We start from the raw sequence: 18774 nt of genomic DNA on the forward strand, positions 1-18774 counted from the left end.
TATTGGTTTATAACAACATAAATTTATGATGATTTGAGTGGCTCTTTTGGTTCGAAATAGGACGAAAAGAGCCAAGTCGCTGAGTCTGACTTATGTCGTGTCAAACGTTGGCGCTCAGCGGCTTGTTGTTCCCAAATGGTTGGGAGCGAGGCTTGGCTATCATCTTTACATCTCCGGTGTCTGCTCTTCTAAATTAGCATTAGATATTGCTCACAGTTTTATGCTAGAATCCGGCGATTCTCACTTGATGAAAATAGTTAAAGGAAGGCTTATGAAAGTGATCGAGGGTGGCTTCCCAGCGCCAAATGCAAAAATTGCTATCGTTATTGCTCGTTTCAACAGTTTTATTAACGAAAGTTTACTTTCTGGTGCAATCGATACTTTAAAACGTCACGGACAAGTAAGCGAAGACAACATCACTGTTGTTCGTTGTCCTGGTGCAGTAGAACTTCCACTTGTAGCGCAACGCGTTGCAAAAACAGGTAAGTTCGACGCGATTGTATCTCTTGGTACAGTAATTCGTGGCGGTACGCCTCATTTTGACTATGTTTGTAGTGAATGTAATAAAGGTTTGGCGCAAGTGTCTCTGGAATATTCTCTTCCAGTAGCATTCGGCGTACTAACTGTTGATACGATCGATCAAGCTATTGAACGCGCAGGAACCAAGGCTGGTAATAAAGGTGCAGAAGCTGCACTAAGCGCACTTGAGATGATCAACGTTCTTTCTGAAATCGATTCCTAATGGGGGCCAGTGTGAAACCAGCCGCACGTCGTAACGCACGTCAATTTGCTCTACAAGCAATTTATTCTTGGCAAATTACTAAAGAAAATATTGCTACCGTTGAAGAACAGTTCTTATCTGGTGGTAAGTATGATGAAGAAGAACATCATGCTGCAGAACCTGCACTTGCTATGCCAGAAACAGACGTTGCATACTTCCGCGACCTACTAACTGGTGTTGCTCTTAGTCACATGGAACTTGATAGCAAGCTTCGTCCATTCGTATCTCGCCCGATGCAAGATCTGGATCTGATGGAACTAGCGCTTCTACGTTTAGCTATGTACGAGATGACTCGTCGCGAAGATGTACCATACAAAGTGGTTATCAACGAAGCTATCGAGCTTGCGAAAGTATTCGCAGCAGAAGACAGCCATAAGTTTGTGAATGGTGTGCTTGATAAAGCAGCGCCACACGTACGTAAGAAGTAATCTCTACGTATATTGAATCTAAAGGTCAGCTTTCATGCTGGCCTTTTTTGTTAGTAAATTCCAAAGATAGGGCATGTGATGTCTGGTGAATTCAACCTAATCGATAAATATTTCGTCAACCGACAGCCTCAGCGTAAAGACGTGCATCTCGCCGCTGGTGATGATTGCGCGCTGGTTAAAGCCCCAAGTAATGTTGAGATCGCGATCAGCACCGATACCTTAGTCGCGGGCACTCATTTTCTAGCAGAAGCAAACCCGGCTTGGGTCGCGCACAAAGCATTAGCCTCAAACATCAGTGATCTGGCTGCTATGGGCGCAACGCCGGCGTGGGTCTCTTTTGCCTTAACCATGCCTGAAGTGGATGAAGCTTGGTTGGCGCCGTTCTGTGACTCTTTCTTCAAACTGGCAGATTACTTTGGTATTCAGTTAATTGGTGGTGATACTACGAAAGGACCACTGAGCCTGACATTGACAGTGCAAGGCTTTGTACCAGAAGGGAAAGCCCTGCGTAGAGACGGTGCCAAGGTTGGAGACTGGATTTATGTGACAGGCAATCTGGGCGACAGCAAGGCAGGTTTAGAGGTTCTATTAGATCCAACAACAAACCAAGCTAAGCCGTATGCGAAAGAGCTTGAAGAGAGACACTACATCAGTTCTCCACGAGTGTTAGCTGGCCAAGCGCTTGTCAATCTTGCTTCATCGGCAATTGATATCTCAGATGGTGTCATCTCGGATTTGAAACATATCCTTAAGCGCTCCGAGGTAGGTGCAAGCATCGACGTGAGTACCTTACCTATCTCCCCTGAATTACTCCAGTTTGCCCCAGATATCGCTACAGCGCAGCAGTATGCCCTGACCAGTGGTGAGGAGTATGAGCTTTGCTTTACCGTGCCGGAAGAGAATAAAGGTTCATTGGAAAGTGCTTTGTCACACACTGGAACAAAAGTCACCTGTATTGGTCAAATAAGACCTGTAGAATACTTTGAACTACACAATAATGGTGAACCGTTAAGTTGGAGCTTAACTGGTTACGATCACTTTAAGGTTAATTGATGACAAACCCACTATCTGCAATCTCTCTTAAGAACCCTTGGCACTTACTAGCAACGGGTTTTGGCAGTGGCTTATCGCCTATTATTCCTGGAACCATGGGGACACTTGCATCGATTCCTCTTTATCTATTATTGGTTCAGTTGCCTTTCCCAGCTTATGTAGCGGTGGTCGTGGTAAGTTGCATTATTGGTATCAAAATCTGCCAAGTGACGTCTGATGATATGGGTGTTCACGATCATGGCTCTATCGTATGGGATGAGTTTGCGGGCTTTTGGATCACCATGAGCTTAGTACCAATGTTGAGCATTCCTGCCGATGATTGGAAATGGCTACTAACTGGCTTTGTTCTATTCCGCTTCTTTGACATGGTAAAACCGTGGCCGATTGGCTGGTTAGATGCCCGAGTTCATGGCGGTTTAGGCATCATGATTGATGATATTGTGGCAGGTGTTATGGCGGCAATTTCGCTATATGCTGTGGCCCATTTCGCAGGTTGGCTAGTTTAAACAAAGATAAAACAAGGAATTATAATGTCTAAGAAGGTTTACTGCATCGCTCAATTTCAGCCGAAAGAAGGCAAACTGAACGAGCTGTTTGAGGTATTAAAAGCACTAGAGCCAAACACTCTGCGTGAAGATGGCTGTATTCAATACACAGTAACTCGCCATATTCAGAGCCCGTTTGCAGAAGGTCAGAGCTTCCCGATTGCTTTCAACGAAATCTGGGCGGATAACGAAGCGTTTGAAGCGCACTGCCAACGCCGTGAAATTCAACAGTTCTTCCAAGAGCAGTGTGTTGATGAAACAGGTTTAGTTGAGAACTTTAATGTTGCTATCTACTCTGACGAACCTGAGAACTACGATGCACCTGTTCTTAAGCCGTGCTGCTAATTTGCTGTAACAATGACTGAAACAGTGGCTAGCTAATGAGTTAGCGGATACTAAAAAGGTTGACCCTAGGGCCAACCTTTTTTGTTTTGTTGATTATGCAGTTTGCTACTGAAAGCTATTTAGCAAGGTAGTCAGAGATAGACTTCTCAATACCTTTCGCATCTAAGCCAAGCTCTTCATGCAGCTCACCTTGAGTGCCTTGAGCAATGAACTTGTCTGGTAGGCCAAGGTTCAGTACAGGCATTAGCAGTTTCTCTTGCATAAAGAATTCAATCACACCTGCACCGGCACCACCGGCAATCGCATTCTCTTCGATAGTCACCAGTACATCATGGTCAGCAGCAAGTTGTTTGATTAAAGCTTCATCTAGAGGCTTAACAAAGCGCATGTCAGCAACGGTGGCATCCATTGCATCAGCAGCTTGAAGTGCATTTTCTAGGAAAGTACCAAAGCTTAGGATAGCAACCTTAGCGCCATCTTTTGCTTTTGAGCTTTCACGAACAATACGACCTTTACCAATCTCAAGTGCAGTAAACTCACTTTGGATTTCTGTGCCCATACCATTACCACGAGGGTAGCGAACCGCACTTGGTCCATTGTGCTGGTGGCCAGTGTAAAGCATTTGGCGACATTCGTTTTCGTCGCTTGGTGCCATGATCACCATGTTTGGAATGCAGCGCATGAAGCTCAAGTCGAACGCACCTTGGTGTGTCTGACCATCGGCACCCACAAGACCTGCACGGTCAATCGCGAACATAACCGGTAGATCCATGATAGCTACATCGTGTATCAGTTGATCGTAGCCGCGTTGTAAGAACGTCGAGTAGATAGCCACAATCGGCTTATCACCCGCAATCGCCATACCAGTTGCTAGCGTCACGGCGTGCTGCTCAGCAATCGCTACATCGAAGTATTGGTCTGGGTATTCCTTCGAGAAACGCACCATGCCAGAACCTTCACGCATAGCTGGCGTGATCGCCATTAGCTTAGGATCTTGCGCTGCCATATCACACAGGAAATCACCAAAAACCTTTGAGAACGTTGGCTTAGAGCTAGTACTTTTTGATAGGCTTAATTTGGCTGGGTTGAATTTAGGTACAGCATGGTAACCAATTGGATCTTTCTCCGCTGGCTCGTAGCCTTTGCCTTTCTTGGTCATGATGTGCAGGAACTGAGGACCTTTTAGGTCTCTCATGTTCGTAAGCGTTTTAATCAGCTCGTTTACATCGTGGCCGTCTACTGGGCCAATGTAATTAAAGCCTAGCTCTTCAAACATGGTGCCAGGGACAACCATGCCTTTTAGGTGTTCTTCTGTACGACGAACTAGCTCTTTAATCGGCGGAACGCCAGATAGCACTTTCTTGCCGCCCTCACGAATAGACGTGTAAAGACTGCCAGAAAGAACTTGAGCTAGGTGGTTGTTAAGCGCACCTACGTTTTCAGAAATCGACATCTCGTTATCGTTTAGGATAACCAGCATGTCATTGTGAACATCGCCTGCGTGGTTCATGGCTTCAAATGCCATACCAGCAGTAATCGCACCGTCACCAATCACGCTCACAACTTTACGGTTCTTACCTTCTTTCTTAGCACTGATCGCCATGCCGAGTGCAGCACTGATCGATGTTGAAGAGTGACCAACAGAAAGGGTGTCGTACTCGCTCTCTTCACGCCATGGAAATGGGTGCAGTCCGTCTTTTTGGCGGATAGTCGACAGGCGGTCACGGCGACCGGTAAGAATTTTGTGCGGGTATGCTTGGTGGCCAACATCCCAAACCAATTGGTCAAAAGGCGTGTTGTACACATAGTGTAGAGCGACAGTGAGCTCTACCGTACCTAAGCCTGATGCTAAGTGACCACTTGATTGGCTCACTGAGTTAAGAAGATAGGTGCGTAATTCATCACAAAGCTGTGTCAGCGTCTCTTTTGGGAGAAGACGCAAATCCTCTGGCTTATCAGCCAAAGCAAGAGTTGGGTACTTTGATATATCAAGAGTCATAGGTAATGCGCGCTTATTGTCTTAGTTCTTGCGCTCGATGACGTATCGGGCGAACTCTTCGAGTAACTGGGTATTGTATGGGATCGCGGCCAAAGCTTGAAGCGCTTCCTGCAGCAGAGATTGCGCTTTTTCTTGAGCGCCCTCTAAACCTAGCAAAGAAGGGTAGGTGCTTTTGTTCAAATCTTGGTCAGAGCCCTGTGGTTTACCCAAAGTTTCGGTGTCGCCAATGATATCCAAGATATCGTCTTGAACTTGGAAGGCTAATCCGATGGCATCTGCGTACTTATCTAATTGAGGCAGCACATCGAACGCTTTTTCACCTGCAGCTAGCGCACCTAAACGGATTGCACTCTTCATAAGAGCACCGGTTTTATTGCGGTGAACTTCTTCCAGCTCTTCAAGCGTCACTGCGCGGTTTTCAGCTTCGATATCGAGTGCCTGACCGATACACATACCTTGAGCTCCAGAGGCTTCAGCTAGACGTTGAATCATTCGAACGCGGTTGCTTTCACCATCAGCACTTAATGTGCCTTCTGCAAGTATAGTAAATGCGAGAGTTTGTAGTGCATCGCCCGTTAAAATAGCCGTGGCTTCATCGAATTTGATGTGACAAGTCTGGTGGCCACGACGCAGCTCATCGTCGTCCATTGCTGGAAGGTCATCATGAATCAGAGAGTAGGCATGAATACATTCGACTGCAGAAGCTGGAGTATCGAGTTCTTCCGCGGTGCAACCGAGCATTTCCCCTGTAATATAGACAAGAAATGGACGCGCGCGTTTGCCGCCTAAAAGTAACCCATAACGCATTGCGTTGATCAGATTCTGATTTTGGTGTGGCAGGCGGTCAAGCCAAAGGTTCAGTTGCTCGTTATTACGTGCTTGATAAGACAATAAAGTCTCGATCATAGGGGATCTCATACAATTCGTTATTCTGGTTGTGGGTTAAAGTCACTCAATTCTGCATTTTCGTCATTTTGCAGTAGGATGCTAACACGTTGTTCTGCATCGTTTAGTTTACTTTGACCTGCACGAGCGAGGGAGATGCCTCGTTCGAATTTTTTCAGCGCATCATCTAAAGCTAGATCACCGTTTTCTAGTTGATCAACCAAGCCATCGAGCTCTTCGATTGCCGCTTCAAAGCTCATATTTTCAGGTTTCTTAGTAGCCATAATAAATCTGCGGTTGGAAAGATGAACGAACGTTACCTTAGGGCGTTGATATGGTCAAATGTAACCAATAAATTTTGCTAGAAAGTTCGTTTTTAAGAGTCTTGAAGCCACTTTCTTCTAATAACCTCACCGTTATCGAGTTTATGACTGCGCGAGAACAGGGAAGTAGGTAATAGTTGTGATATAAAAAGCAAAAGTGTGATATTTAGGCCAAGAATTTACTAAAAGATCCTACAGTCTTGCCGATAAAAAGATTATCGTCGAGATTGAGCTACAAAAAAGCATGAGGAGTGCTCAGTGGATTTAGCAACCCTAATAGGTTTGATTGGTGGATTTGCCTTCGTAATCATGGCAATGATCCTAGGTGGAAGCCTCGGGATGTTCTATGACACGACATCTATTTTGATCGTGGTTGGTGGTTCAACGTTTGTTGTTCTAATGAAGTTCACCATGGGGCAGTTCTTTGGCGCGACTAAGATTGCTGGTAAAGCATTTATGTTTAAAGCGGATGAGCCTGAAGATCTGATTGCTAAGGTTGTTGAAATGGCGGATGCGGCGCGTAAAGGTGGCTTCTTAGCACTCGAAGAGATGGAAATCAGAAACAGCTTTATGCAAAAGGGTATCGACCTGTTGGTAGATGGCCATGATGGTGATGTGGTACGTGCTGCATTGCAAAAAGACATTGCGTTAACGACAGAACGTCATGAACAGGGTGCGAAAGTGTTCTCTGCATTTGGCGATGTTGCTCCTGCTATGGGTATGATTGGTACCTTAGTTGGTTTGGTTGCCATGCTTTCGAATATGGATGATCCAAAAGCGATCGGTCCTGCGATGGCGGTAGCGCTTTTAACCACATTGTATGGTGCAATTCTATCGAACATGGTGTTTTTCCCAATCGCAGACAAATTGGCGCTGCGTCGTGACCAAGAGACACTGAACCGCCGTCTGATTATGGACGGTGTGTTGGCGATTCAAGATGGTCAAAACCCACGAGTTATTGATGGCTACCTGAAGAGTTACCTCAATGAAGGCAAGCGTACGATTGATGGTGAACCTGCGTAAGAGGAGTTTAAGATGGATGAAGAGAATCCATGTAAATGTCCACCTCCGGGGTTACCTCAATGGATGGGAACATTTGCTGACTTGATGTCACTGCTGATGTGTTTCTTCGTACTTCTACTCTCATTCTCTGAGATGGATGTACTCAAGTTCAAGCAGATCGCTGGCTCGATGAAATTCGCATTTGGTGTACAGAACCGCTTAGAAGTAAAAGATATCCCGAAAGGGACTAGCATCATTGCACAAGAGTTTCGTCCTGGTCGCCCAGAGCCAACACCGATTGATGTGATCATGCAGCAAACAATAGATATCACTCAGCAGACGTTGGAATTTCATGAAGGTGAATCCGAGCGCGCTGGTGGTACCATGCGTGACCAAGGCAAGATGACCGGAGGTAAGTCGCCAGAAGTATCGACTCACGATAACCAAAACTCTGAGTCAGACCAACAGCAACAGCAAGCCGAAGCTCAATCGCAAGAGATGGAAACCTTGATGGAGAGCATCAAGAAGGCGTTGGAACGAGAAATCGACCAAGGCGCGATTGAGGTAGAAAATCTTGGTCAACAGATTGTGATTCGAATTCGTGAGAAGGGGGCATTCCCATCTGGCTCTGCTTTCTTACAGCCTAAGTTCCGACCTTTGGTGAGACAGGTGGCTGAATTAGTGAAGGATGTTCCGGGTATTGTTCGAATCTCAGGGCACACTGATAACCAACGTCTTGACTCAGAACTGTATCGTTCGAATTGGGATCTGTCATCTCAGCGAGCAGTATCTGTTGCTCAAGAGATGGAGAAGGTACGCGGATTCTCTCATCAACGTTTGAGAGTACGTGGTATGGCCGATACGGAGCCAGTAGAGCCGAACGATACGGAATGGCAACGTAGTCTGAACCGCCGTGTAGAGATCAGTATCATGCAGGGTGAGCCGCTCTACAGTGACGAAGTCCCAGCTATCTCTCAATAGTAGCGAGCTCTGAGTTATATTGAGTTATTAAATTAATCCCAAAGCCCAACCTTATGATGAGATTGGGCTTTTTTATTTGGGCGATGAACGGTTGATTGACCTCTTTGGCTACCGGCAGTGAGTAAGCATGCTATTTTTAATAAGGTGCGTATTTATTACTGATGCCTAAGCAAGCACTCTTTTCCTTGTTTCACTTTCTCATGTATAATTCGCGCCCTTAGATTTAGATATGATCTACTCTTGCTTCAAGTGCTGCGTAAATTCTCCAATTTACTTGGCGAAGAGCCTTTTAAAAATTTTGAACATTAATGTTGTGAACGTACTATGAAATTTATTGTTAAGCCCCATCCGGAAATTTTTGTAAAAAGTGAATCGGTGCGTAAGCGCTTCACAAGGATTCTAGAGTGCAACATTCGTAACGTTATTCAGCGTCGCTGTGAAGGTGTTGCGGTATTTAACCGTCGTGACCACATTGAAGTGACATCAGAGAGTGATAAGTACTACAACGAAGTGTTAGAGGCTCTGACTCACACTCCAGGTATTCACCACTCTCTTGAAGTTCAACAGTCTGAATTCAAAGACTTGCACGATATTTATGAGCAAGTATTAGAGCGCAGCCGTGCTGACATTGAAGGCAAGACTTTCTCTGTTCGTGCTAAACGTCGTGGTAAGCATGAGTTTACGTCTATCGAGCTTGAACGCTACGTAGGTGGCGGTCTAAACCAAGCGGTTGAGTCGGCTCGCGTTAAGCTGAAAGATCCAGAAGTAACGGTTAAAGTTGAAGTTGCGAACGACAAACTGAACCAAGTTCTGGCTCGTCACAAAGGCCTTGGTGGTTTCCCTCTGGGTACTCAGGAAGATCTACTGAGCTTAATCTCTGGCGGCTTTGACTCTGGCGTTTCTAGCTACCTGCACATCAAGCGTGGCTCTAAAGTTCACTACTGCTTCTTCAACCTTGGCGGTCCTGCGCATGAGATTGGCGTTAAGCAAGTGGCTCACTACCTATGGAACAAGTATGGTTCTTCGGCAAAAGTGAAGTTCATCTCTGTAGACTTCGAACCGGTTGTTGCTGAAATCCTTGAGAACGTAGAAGACGGCCAAATGGGTGTGGTGCTTAAGCGTATGTTCATGCGTGCTGGTGGCATGGTTGCAGATAAGTTCAAGATCGAAGCGTTGGTTACTGGTGAAGCACTAGGTCAAGTATCAAGCCAAACGCTGACTAACCTGCGTCATATCGATAACGTAACGGACACGTTGATTCTTCGTCCACTTATTAACTGGGACAAAGAAGACATCATCGATCTTGCTCGTACTATCGGTACTGAAGATTTCGCAAAAGTGATGCCAGAATACTGTGGTGTTATTTCTAAGAAACCAACGGTTAAAGCGAAGAAAGGTAAACTTCAAGCAGAAGAAGCTAAGTTTAACTTTGAAATTCTAGATCAAGTAATCGAGAACGCTCGTGTTATGGACATCCGTGACATTGAGAAAGAGAGCCAAGAGCAAGCGCCTGAAGTTGAACAAGTTCAGGCTGTTGCTGAGCACGCTATCGTTCTTGATATCCGTAGCCCAGACGAAGAAGACGAAAGCCCATTAGAAATCGATGGCGTTGAAATTAAACATATCCCATTCTTCAAACTTTCTACTCAGTTTGGCGATCTAGACCAAGCGAAAGAGTACTTGCTGTACTGTGACCGCGGTGTAATGAGCCGTTTACAGGCGCTTTACCTACAAGAGCAAGGCTTCCATAACGTTAAGGTTTACCGCCCATAGTGCTGTGTTGACCAACCGTTAATTATTTGTCAAAGCCGCTTACTGAAAAGTAAGCGGCTTTTTCATTTTCTATTGTGAATGATTTACAGTAGTCAGACAGAGGTGTGAGTTTGGGAGTGCTATCGTCATGCTCAGCTTTGAAATTTTTGGTTGATAGAAAGAGTGGGCTCTAAACGGGTTTATAATTGCCGAAGAGGTGTGAGTATCTTGAAGTATTTTGTTACTTTTTAGTGTAACTCAATGGTGCTATTTGTATTTGTTCAGTTGATTATTTTAGTGGGCGTCTGATTCTGTGATTAGCGATGAAAAATAAGAAAGATTAATTAGTAAAGCTATTGATAAACTTGTCGTTACAATTCTTTGCACGTAAAAAAACACCGCCGTATAGGCGGTGTAATAAAATTTGACCGATAGATCAAAATAAATACAGGAAGTAGATGCCTCGTTTCAGCGCGTAGCTGCAACAAAACATTTGGTAGAACTCTACCCAACTCGAAAAGTACGAGTTTGCAAACACAACATCGCAGGAGCTAAGCCAATTGATTCTAGAGAGAATCAAGCCGTTCAGGCTAGCTGCTGCGGAATGAAATATAGAATTTCTCTAGCCGCTAGGCAACGGACAAATTATAATGTTTCAGATAAAAAAAACTAATGCTTATTTAGAGAGTAACTATGTCTCGTCGATTACCCCCATTAAACTCGCTAAGAGTGTTTGAAGCTGCGGCTCGACACTTGAGTTTTACGCGTGCCGCTGAAGAGTTGTTTGTTACTCAAGCTGCGGTTAGTCACCAGATAAAAGCTTTAGAAGAGTTTCTGTCTTTGAAGCTTTTTCGCCGAAGAAACCGTTCTTTGCTGCTCACTGAAGAAGGGCAAAGCTACTTCTTAGATATCAAAGATATATTTACATCATTGGCTGAGGCCACTGATAAGGTGCTTGAGAGAAGTGAGAAGGGCGCGTTAACCATCAGCTTGCCACCAAGCTTTGCGATTCAATGGTTAGTACCAAGGCTTGCTGACTTTAATCAACAAGAACCTGATATCGATGTTCGAATTAAGGCCGTTGATATGGATGAAGGTTCGTTGACCGATGATGTGGACGTCGCAATCTACTATGGTCGAGGGAACTGGCCGGGCTTGAGAGCCGATAAATTGTATCAAGAGTACTTGGTTCCTCTCTGCTCCCCATCTGTGTTATTGGGAACAAAACCATTAGAATCTCTAAAAGATTTAGCATGCCATACGCTATTGCATGACACCTCTCGTAAAGATTGGAAACAGTTTGCGAAACAAAACGGCATTGATGGCGTTAATGTAAACCATGGACCGATCTTCAGCCACTCAACCATGGTGCTTCAAGCCGCAGCTCACGGGCAAGGCATTGCATTGGGCAACAACGTTCTCGCACAACCTGAAATTGAAGCGGGTCGCTTGATTGCTCCGTTTGATGAAGTATTAGTAAGTAAGAATGCTTTCTATGTTGTGTGTCATGAGAAACAAGCCGACATGGGCCGTATCGCTACTTTCCGTGATTGGATGCTGGCTAAAGCACAAAGTGAACAAGAGGACTTACTTGATGAGTAGCATCATTATTGATGGTGAAGATAATCCGATCACCTTTATCTTTGCGCACGGTGCGGGCGCTGGTATGGAGCATGAGTTCATGCAGTCGGTAGCCAAAGGGTTAGCCTTTAAAGGGATACGAGTGGTTCGCTTCAATTTCCCTTATATGATCAAGCGTGCCGAAGATGGTAAGCGTCGCCCGCCTGACAGAGCGCCTAAGCTGCTTGAAGCCTATCAAGAGATCATTGAGCAAACCGATGCAGACAAACTTGTGATTGGTGGTAAGTCGATGGGAGGCCGCATGGCGAGTCACTTATCTGAGTTGGATAAAGTGGCAGCGATGGCTTGTTTAGGTTTCCCTTTTCATCCTCCGGGTAAGCCAGAGAATTATAAAGGTGAACACCTTGCTGCTTTGCAAAAGCCGTGTCTGATTCTTCAAGGCGAACGCGATACCTTTGGTAAGCGTGAAGAGTTTGCTGATTTCGACCTGTCGGATTCTATTCGAGTTGAGTTTATTCCTGATGGTGATCACAGCTTCAAACCACGCAAGAGTTCTGGTTACACAGAGCAACAGAACATCGCGTTAACGGTTGAAAAGCTCTCAGCATTCATTAAAGAGGTGCTTAATGAAAAGTAAGTACCTACTTACCTTCGCTGGTCTATCTGGCGCTATTGCGGTGATGCTTGGCGCGTTTGCTGCACACGGTTTAAAAGCTATTTTGCCTGAGTACGTGTTAGGTGTATTCGAAACGGGTGTTCAGTATCAGTTTATTCACACGTTAGCGATATTAGCGTGTGGTGCTCTGCTACAGATGAAACTTGGCGCTAAATCACAAAAATATTTTTTCATTGCGGCAATTTGCTTTATCATCGGCATCCTTTGTTTTAGTGGCAGCCTGTATGCGCTAGCACTGACAGGAATAAAATGGTTTGGCCCAATAACTCCGTTTGGTGGTCTACTATTTATCATTGGTTGGGGAGTCTTCTCCTTCGCTGCTTTGAATATAAAAGAGGTAACTCAGTGAAACACGTACTACTTTATTGTCGCTCTGGTTTTGAAAAAGAATGTGCTGGCGAAATTCAAGACAAGGCAACACAACTGGAAGTGTTTGGTTTTCCTCGCTTAAAGAACAATACTGGTTTCGTATTGTTTGAATGTTACCAAGCTGGTGAAGCGGACAAGTTGATCAAAGAGATCGATTTCCAATCTCTGATCTTTGCTCGTCAAATGCTAGCTGTAGCGGTTGAAATCAAAGATCTACCAACCGATGACCGCATCTCTCCAATTCTTGAGGCGCTTTCTGAGAAAGAAGGTTTCCCACGTTGTGGTGATATCCGTATTGAAACGCCAGATACTAACGAAGCAAAAGAGCTACTGAAGTTCTGTCGTAAGTTTACTGTGCCGATGCGTCAAGCGATGCGTGGTAAAGGCCTGATGACTGCGAAAGATAACGCTAAGAAGCCTGTGCTTCACTTATGTTTTATCGCTCCGGGTCACTGTTTTGTTGGTTACTCTTACCCAACCAATAACTCACAGTTCTTTATGGGTATCCCTCGTCTGAAATTCCCATCAGATGCGCCAAGCCGTTCTACATTGAAGCTAGAAGAAGCATTCCACGTATTCATCCCTCGTGATGAGTGGGATGAGCGTCTTGCTCCGGGAATGTGGGGCGTAGATTTAGGCGCGTGCCCAGGTGGTTGGACTTACCAACTGGTTAAGCGCTCGATGTTCGTTCACTGTGTGGACAACGGCATGATGGCAGATAGCTTAATGGAAACGGGTCAAATTAAGCACCATATGGTGGATGGCTTTAAATTTGAACCTGACCGTAAAAACGTAACTTGGATCATCTGTGACATGGTTGAGAAGCCAGCTCGTGTTGCACACCTTATGGGTGAGTGGATCATTAAAGGTTGGGCAAAAGAAGCATTGTTCAACCTTAAACTGCCAATGAAAGGCCGTTACGATGAAGTTCTGCAAGATATTGAGAACCTGAAAATGTTCCTTATTGAGAACAAAGTGAAGTTCAAGATGCAGGCGAAGCATCTATATCATGACCGTGAAGAGATCACCGTCCATATTCAGTCGCTTTCAAATATCTCGCCGCACTAATATTAGCGTTGATATTTCAGTGATAAAAATGCTCCTTTAGGGGTATTTTTTGTATCTGAAATTCGTGAAATGTTCGGATTTAGGTATGTTAATGAAGCCAACATCATCGAAATGCCGGCTATTTCAGTATTCGAATGTTAAAAAATCCGTAAGTGATCGAGACTTGCGGCTACCTATCTTCAAGGGTGATACGAAGCAGGATTTATTCAAAGATTCAGCAGCAAAACGAAGTAAGTTTTACAGCGAGGGCATCTTAGCAAAATTTATTTTATTGAAAGTAAGTGAACGTAAGTAAAGAATGTAAATGATAAGAATTATCATTCAATTTATGTAATATTCACATCCCCTGACTTAAATCTATAAAATATAAAACACAGTATGAAACTTAAAGCACTTTCAGTAGCCGTTACGGTTGCCTTAACTTCATTTATAGCCCTTGCTGCCGACGAACAAGAAACGGTAGTCGTAATTGGCTCAGCTCTTGAGCAACTTGTTCAGACTGAAATCAACTCTGACACACTTGAAAAGAAACAAGCATCAGACATTAAAGATGTACTGAATACTATGCCAAGCGTAACGGTCGACGGAAACGCACGCTACTCTCGCAAAGTGTATGTACGTGGTATGGAAGACAAGTTTGCCGTGGTGACTATTGATGGTGCACGTCAAGAAGGTCAGTTGTTCCACCACTCAGGTGATCAGGCCATTGACCCAACGATGCTTAAGCGTGCTGAAATTGAATTAGGCGGTAACTCTGCACTGTCGGGTTCTGGTGCGATTAACGGCTCATTCAGCTACGAGACAAAAGATCCAAGCGACCTTCTTAAGCCAGGCGAAAGCATTGGTGCTCGAGTCAAAACTAGCTACCAAACGGCTTACGAGCGTTTCGCAACCAACGTTGCTGTGTATGCAAAAGTAAACGACAAGCTGCAATTCATGGGGATTGCAAACTACTCTGAAGATGGTGACCTACATATCCCAGATCAGGAAGCGGTGACGTCTAAGCAAGGCGAACTGAAGTCTGGTATTGCGAAAGTGGTATTTATCCCGAATGACGCCAACGAATTTAAACTGACTTTCAACCGATACAAGGATGGTGGTAAACGTCAGCTTTCTGGTGAGAAGGCCGGTGCTCTGTATGTGGATGATGAACACAACTACCACTCGCTTAACCGTGATACTGTGACTCTGCAACACGAATACGATGCAGGTAGTGACTTAGTACATCTTAAAACCAACATTTACTACAACCGTCAGTACATGGAGCGTGATGCGCTTGTGGATATGGCTTGGGATAAAGACGCGAACGGAAAATGGATTAAAGATGGCACAATTGCTATCCCTGACCGTGAATACAACGTGACGACCATTGGTGGCGACATCCGCAATATCTCTTGGGTTGGAGAGCATGAGCTGACTTACGGTCTTGATGGCTATAAGGCAGCGCAGTGGATTGACGCGGGTGACGGTGTTTACCAAAGCGGTTCTAAGCAAGGTGAGATTAAGAAGTACGGCATGGATGGCGGTACCGTGACAGCTTACGGTCTTTACCTACAAGACATGTACGAGTTCAGTGACTTCCGTTTAACAACAGGTCTGCGTTACGACATTCACAAACTTGGTGGTGTTTACGATGGTGATTTCGACCAGCTGTCTCCTAAATTTAAAGGTGAATACCAAACTACGGATAATCTAAAACTGCGTGTGGGTTACGGTCGTCTATTCAAAGGCGCGTCATTGCCAGAGACTCTGACAATGAAAGCGGCTGCAGATGTTAAGCAGTCTGATACTAAGGCGATGACGGGCAATAACTACGAGGCTGGTTTTGATTACGAACTGACACGTCTAATGGCAGCGGACTACGCTATCCTAGGTTTCACCGCTTACACCTACAACCTTGATAACCAAATGCACCCAACTAAGAACAACACAACACTGGCTAACCAGTACGATGTTGAAGTTTGGGGGGTGGAAACGGTACTGAGCTATGCACTAGACTCTCTAAGCGTATACGCTAACCACTCTTACTCGGATGGTGACCAGAAAGATCTAGAGAATGGCAAAACAAGCCACATGAGCAAAACAGGTATTCACAACTTCAAAGCGGGCTTTAATTACAGCCTAAACAGTGAGTTTGTGTTCGGTTGGGACTCTCGCTTCGTTCCGGGTAATGACTATACGGATGAAGATGGTGAGCAAGTGAAGCGTGCTGGTTTTGCTACGCATAATATCTGGGCTGCTTACACACCTGCGTTTGCGAAAGACCTAGAGATGAACATCGGTATCGATAACATTCTTGATAAGAAATACGCAGAGCATACTGGCTTTGGTATATCTTGGGGCTCAGACAAGTACACCAGCTACGAAGCCGGTCGTAACTTCAAAGTTTCTATCGCTTATAACTTCTAATCATCCGATTAAGTTCAGTTAGGCGGTAGCCAAAATAACAAAAAGCCTTAGTATCGACTAAGGCTTTTCTGTATCTGGAGCTTCGTATAACAGAGGGTTCTATATAGAGCTAAGCGCTCGCTTCGTAACGAATGTCTTGTAGGTTAAAACCTAAATCTATGTCTGTTTTGAGAGCTGAGACTTGCTTACACACTCGAGCGGACTCGATGTGTTCATCAAATTTCTTACGATACTTTTTTGGCAAATCTTCTGCTTGGAAGGCCGTTTCAATATCTGGGTAAGTGGTTAAGATCTCTTTTGCTGCTTTTGGCCCCACGCCAGGGATGCCCGGCACTTGGCTAGAGCTTACACCGGTTAGTCCCCAGTAGTCTGCAAGCTGCTCTGGTTTTACACCAAACTCCGCCTCGATAAAGGGCTTATCTAACCAGCGATGTTGGAAATAATCGCGGATCTGCAGGGTAGGCGACAACAGTTGGCAGTAGCCCTTGTCTGTAGATATTATGGTAACGGTCTCGCCATGGTCTGCGACCTTCTTAGCCAGCGTTGCCACTAAATCATCAGCTTCATCACCATCGGACAATAACGAATCTATGCCTAACTCCCACCAAGCTTGTTGGATCGCATCAAGGCCTTGCATGAGCGGCTCTGGCATGGGTTTTCGGTTCTGCTTGTAAGCAGGCAGTACTTCCGCGCGCCAGCCTCGGTCTTGCAGGTGATGATCAAATACCGCGATGATATGCGTCGGCTTGGACTCGGTAATAATCTTATTCAGAGTGCGAGTTGTCGTGGTGATGGTTCTTGCTATATCGGTTGGATCCGGCTGAGCCGAGTGCACGCGTCGGATTAGGTTCAAGGCATCGATAATAACAAGATGGATAGACATAAGTTTCCACTAAATAGGCAATAAAAAAGGGGCTGCTAGCCCCTTATAGTAACGCATCAGTTAGTGAGTTGAAACGTTGGTAACGTAAACGCCTTAATCACTTGAAGCGATTTTGTAGCAAGGTACGTAGTCGGTACCGCCCGGTAGCTTCATTCGATGTTGTTCAACAAAGTCGTTAAGCAGTTGGTCCATTTTAGTCATCAGTTCTTTGTCACCATCGATAATGAATGGGCCGTGTTTCTCTATCTCTAGAATACCCTCAGCTTTGACATTACCCGCAACAATACCCGAGAACGCTTTACGCAGATTTGCCGCAAGGCTTTCTGTTTTCTGGTCCATATGCAGGTCGAGTGCTGCCATTGATTCGTGATTCGGGTCGAACGGCAGTTGGAACTCAGGTTCAATATGCAGTGACCAGTTATAGCTATAGGCATCGCCAGTCTCTTTACGGCGAGAACGTACGTCCGGCATAGCTTGCTTCATGATTTTCGCGGCGCGAGCCGGGTCATCAATCACTATTTCATAATGTTTTTGTGCTTCTGGACCTAATGTCTCGCCAATAAACTTATCGATCGAGCGGAAGTAGGCTTCGCTCTCTTTTGAGCCCGTTAACACAATCGGCATTGGCTGATCGGCGTTATTCGGGTGCATCATAATACCTAAGATGTACAACAGCTCTTCGGCAGTACCTGGACCACCAGGGAAGATGATGATGCCATGTGCCATACGAACAAATGCTTCAAGACGCTTCTCGATGTCTGGCATGATCACTAGCTCATTTACAATTGGGTTTGGTGGCTCAGCCGCAATGATTGATGGTTCAGTTAGACCTAGGTAACGGTGCTCGGTATAACGCTGCTTTGCGTGACCAATTGCCGCTCCCTTCATTGGGCCTTCCATCGCACCCGGTCCACAACCGGTACAGATGTTGAGTTCTCGTAGACCTAGCTCATTACCCACTTCGCGAGTGTACTGGTACTCGCTGGCATTGATTGAGTGACCGCCCCAACACACGATAAGGTTTGGTTCGATACCCGGAGTTAGTGCTCCAGCGTTTCTTAAAATACCAAACACTAGGTTAGTAATATGAGTGGCGTTGGTCAGGTTAAGCCTTTGATTGTCGGCTAGGTGCATGTTGACATACACAATGTCACGCAGTACTGAAAATAGATGTTCTTGAATACCCTTGATGATTTCGCCATCAACAAAGGCATGCTCTGGTGGATTGCTCAGTTCGAGCTTGATGCCACGCTCACGGCGTACGACTTCCACATCGAACGATTTGTATTTATCGAGCAATTCCTTGGAGTTGTCGGTATGACTACCCGAGTTAAGTACCGCTAACGTACAGTTACGATACAGTTGGTACAGATCACTAGATGCGGTTTTCTTAAGACGCTCAACCTCAAGTTGAGAGAGTAAATCCATGCTACCGGCAGGGCTGATATGAGTGATCATAGTGCCTCCTTGTTGATAAGAGCAGGGGAGACAGTTAAGTAACCCTCTGGCTCGAGAGTGAGAAGCAAACGTTGAAAGTGTTTGGTTAAAAGTGAGAGAGCTAACCAGACGAAACGAATACGACAGCGTTGCTTAATGGATTATATAAACTGTTCAAGAGCGAGTATATCGCATTGCTTGCCAAGAATGCTTGTTAAGCGAATGTTAATCATTAGCTTAGCAAACATTGAGGAAAT

Annotated in this window: 18 protein-coding genes; 13 read left to right on the plus strand and 5 right to left on the minus strand. The window is 45.2% G+C overall.

Annotated elements, in window-relative coordinates; genetic code table 11:
- The first annotated feature begins 271 nt into the window (after positions 1–271).
- The 5 genes from ribE (at position 272) to L1D11_RS08790 (ending at position 3152) form a co-directional block, all read left to right on the plus strand.
- A complete protein-coding gene (gene ribE, locus L1D11_RS08770; RefSeq protein WP_004741508.1) occupies positions 272–742 on the plus strand; it encodes a 6,7-dimethyl-8-ribityllumazine synthase in 471 nt (156 codons plus the stop codon).
- Complete coding sequence (gene nusB, locus L1D11_RS08775; protein ID WP_004734399.1) at positions 742–1209, plus strand: transcription antitermination factor NusB; 468 nt, start codon at positions 742–744, stop codon at positions 1207–1209. Before ribE ends, nusB begins: the two co-directional genes overlap by 1 nt.
- 78 nt (positions 1210–1287) lie before the next feature.
- Complete coding sequence (gene thiL, locus L1D11_RS08780; RefSeq protein ID WP_239833529.1) at positions 1288–2262, plus strand: thiamine-phosphate kinase; 975 nt, start codon at positions 1288–1290, stop codon at positions 2260–2262.
- Positions 2262–2768 (plus strand): phosphatidylglycerophosphatase A, encoded by a 507-nt coding sequence (gene pgpA / locus L1D11_RS08785; protein WP_239833528.1) that lies wholly within the window; start codon positions 2262–2264, stop codon positions 2766–2768. The genes thiL and pgpA overlap by 1 nt, the downstream gene beginning before the upstream one ends.
- A 24-nt stretch (positions 2769–2792) precedes the next feature.
- Complete coding sequence (locus L1D11_RS08790) at positions 2793–3152, plus strand: putative quinol monooxygenase (RefSeq protein WP_008218634.1); 360 nt, start codon at positions 2793–2795, stop codon at positions 3150–3152.
- Between the two features lie 115 nt (positions 3153–3267).
- Here L1D11_RS08790 and dxs read toward each other — a convergent pair whose 3' ends face one another.
- The 3 genes from dxs to xseB are packed head-to-tail and all read right to left on the minus strand — an operon-like array spanning position 3268 to position 6320.
- Complete coding sequence (gene dxs, locus L1D11_RS08795) at positions 3268–5151, minus strand: 1-deoxy-D-xylulose-5-phosphate synthase (RefSeq protein ID WP_239833527.1); 1884 nt, start codon at positions 5149–5151, stop codon at positions 3268–3270.
- Positions 5152–5172: 21 nt separating this feature from the next.
- On the minus strand, positions 5173–6057 hold the full coding sequence (ispA, locus tag L1D11_RS08800) for a (2E,6E)-farnesyl diphosphate synthase (RefSeq protein WP_171751016.1): 885 nt from the start codon (positions 6055–6057) through the stop codon (positions 5173–5175).
- 20 nt (positions 6058–6077) lie between these two features.
- The gene (gene xseB, locus L1D11_RS08805; RefSeq protein ID WP_004734405.1) at positions 6078–6320 is read right to left on the minus strand and encodes an exodeoxyribonuclease VII small subunit; all 243 of its coding nucleotides are present in this window, start codon (positions 6318–6320) and stop codon (positions 6078–6080) included.
- Between the two features lie 297 nt (positions 6321–6617).
- Here xseB and pomA point away from each other — a divergent pair, with 297 nt between their 5' ends.
- The 8 genes from pomA (at position 6618) to L1D11_RS08845 (ending at position 16197) form a co-directional block, all read left to right on the plus strand.
- Positions 6618–7382 (plus strand): flagellar motor protein PomA, encoded by a 765-nt coding sequence (gene pomA / locus L1D11_RS08810; protein WP_239833526.1) that lies wholly within the window; start codon positions 6618–6620, stop codon positions 7380–7382.
- 12 nt (positions 7383–7394) lie between these two features.
- A complete protein-coding gene (locus L1D11_RS08815; protein WP_008218619.1) occupies positions 7395–8342 on the plus strand; it encodes a flagellar motor protein MotB in 948 nt (315 codons plus the stop codon).
- A 324-nt stretch (positions 8343–8666) separates the two neighbouring features.
- Positions 8667–10115 carry a tRNA uracil 4-sulfurtransferase ThiI gene (gene thiI / locus L1D11_RS08820; protein ID WP_239833525.1) on the plus strand — a complete coding sequence of 483 codons (1449 nt, stop codon included), beginning with the start codon at positions 8667–8669 and terminating at the stop codon, positions 10113–10115.
- A 672-nt stretch (positions 10116–10787) separates the two neighbouring features.
- Positions 10788–11696, plus strand: coding sequence for a transcriptional regulator GcvA (locus tag L1D11_RS08825; protein WP_004738518.1), 909 nt, complete (start codon positions 10788–10790; stop codon positions 11694–11696).
- Positions 11689–12312: an alpha/beta fold hydrolase gene (locus L1D11_RS08830; RefSeq protein WP_239833524.1), complete on the plus strand. Its 624-nt coding sequence runs from the start codon at positions 11689–11691 to the stop codon at positions 12310–12312. The genes L1D11_RS08825 and L1D11_RS08830 overlap by 8 nt, the downstream gene beginning before the upstream one ends.
- Positions 12302–12700, plus strand: coding sequence for a DUF423 domain-containing protein (locus L1D11_RS08835; protein ID WP_137408257.1), 399 nt, complete (start codon positions 12302–12304; stop codon positions 12698–12700). The genes L1D11_RS08830 and L1D11_RS08835 overlap by 11 nt, the downstream gene beginning before the upstream one ends.
- Positions 12697–13788: a 23S rRNA (cytidine(2498)-2'-O)-methyltransferase RlmM gene (gene rlmM, locus L1D11_RS08840; protein ID WP_239833523.1), complete on the plus strand. Its 1092-nt coding sequence runs from the start codon at positions 12697–12699 to the stop codon at positions 13786–13788. The genes L1D11_RS08835 and rlmM overlap by 4 nt, the downstream gene beginning before the upstream one ends.
- Before the next feature lie 378 nt (positions 13789–14166).
- Positions 14167–16197, plus strand: a complete 2031-nt coding sequence (locus tag L1D11_RS08845; protein WP_239862362.1) for a TonB-dependent receptor — start codon at positions 14167–14169, stop codon at positions 16195–16197.
- Between the two features lie 109 nt (positions 16198–16306).
- Here the strand turns inward: L1D11_RS08845 and xni are convergent, their stop codons facing one another.
- Together xni and ppnN are read right to left on the minus strand one after the other, a co-directional pair.
- Entirely contained in the window at positions 16307–17080 is a 774-nt protein-coding gene (xni, locus tag L1D11_RS08850; RefSeq protein WP_239833508.1) for a flap endonuclease Xni, read from the minus strand.
- A 93-nt stretch (positions 17081–17173) separates the two neighbouring features.
- Positions 17174–18538 (minus strand): nucleotide 5'-monophosphate nucleosidase PpnN, encoded by a 1365-nt coding sequence (gene ppnN, locus L1D11_RS08855; protein ID WP_239833509.1) that lies wholly within the window; start codon positions 18536–18538, stop codon positions 17174–17176.
- Positions 18539–18774 lie beyond the last annotated feature (236 nt).

The sequence above is a fragment of the Vibrio sp. Isolate32 genome (assembly GCF_022397955.1).
Taxonomy (GTDB): Bacteria; Pseudomonadota; Gammaproteobacteria; order Enterobacterales; family Vibrionaceae; genus Vibrio.

Bases quoted from the DNA above. Each gene is read 5' to 3' on its own strand.
- ribE (WP_004741508.1), top strand. From the start codon at position 272: ATGAAAGTGATCGAGGGTGGCTTCCCAGCGCCAAATGCAAAAATTGCT.
- nusB (WP_004734399.1), top strand. From the start codon at position 742: ATGGGGGCCAGTGTGAAACCAGCCGCACGTCGTAACGCACGTCAATTT.
- thiL (WP_239833529.1), top strand. From the start codon at position 1,288: ATGTCTGGTGAATTCAACCTAATCGATAAATATTTCGTCAACCGACAG.
- pgpA (WP_239833528.1), top strand. From the start codon at position 2,262: ATGACAAACCCACTATCTGCAATCTCTCTTAAGAACCCTTGGCACTTA.
- L1D11_RS08790 (WP_008218634.1), top strand. From the start codon at position 2,793: ATGTCTAAGAAGGTTTACTGCATCGCTCAATTTCAGCCGAAAGAAGGC.
- dxs (WP_239833527.1), bottom strand. From the start codon at position 5,151: ATGACTCTTGATATATCAAAGTACCCAACTCTTGCTTTGGCTGATAAG.
- ispA (WP_171751016.1), bottom strand. From the start codon at position 6,057: ATGATCGAGACTTTATTGTCTTATCAAGCACGTAATAACGAGCAACTG.
- xseB (WP_004734405.1), bottom strand. From the start codon at position 6,320: ATGGCTACTAAGAAACCTGAAAATATGAGCTTTGAAGCGGCAATCGAA.
- L1D11_RS08815 (WP_008218619.1), top strand. From the start codon at position 7,395: ATGGATGAAGAGAATCCATGTAAATGTCCACCTCCGGGGTTACCTCAA.
- thiI (WP_239833525.1), top strand. From the start codon at position 8,667: ATGAAATTTATTGTTAAGCCCCATCCGGAAATTTTTGTAAAAAGTGAA.
- L1D11_RS08825 (WP_004738518.1), top strand. From the start codon at position 10,788: ATGTCTCGTCGATTACCCCCATTAAACTCGCTAAGAGTGTTTGAAGCT.
- L1D11_RS08830 (WP_239833524.1), top strand. From the start codon at position 11,689: ATGAGTAGCATCATTATTGATGGTGAAGATAATCCGATCACCTTTATC.
- L1D11_RS08835 (WP_137408257.1), top strand. From the start codon at position 12,302: ATGAAAAGTAAGTACCTACTTACCTTCGCTGGTCTATCTGGCGCTATT.
- L1D11_RS08845 (WP_239862362.1), top strand. From the start codon at position 14,167: ATGAAACTTAAAGCACTTTCAGTAGCCGTTACGGTTGCCTTAACTTCA.
- xni (WP_239833508.1), bottom strand. From the start codon at position 17,080: ATGTCTATCCATCTTGTTATTATCGATGCCTTGAACCTAATCCGACGC.
- ppnN (WP_239833509.1), bottom strand. From the start codon at position 18,538: ATGATCACTCATATCAGCCCTGCCGGTAGCATGGATTTACTCTCTCAA.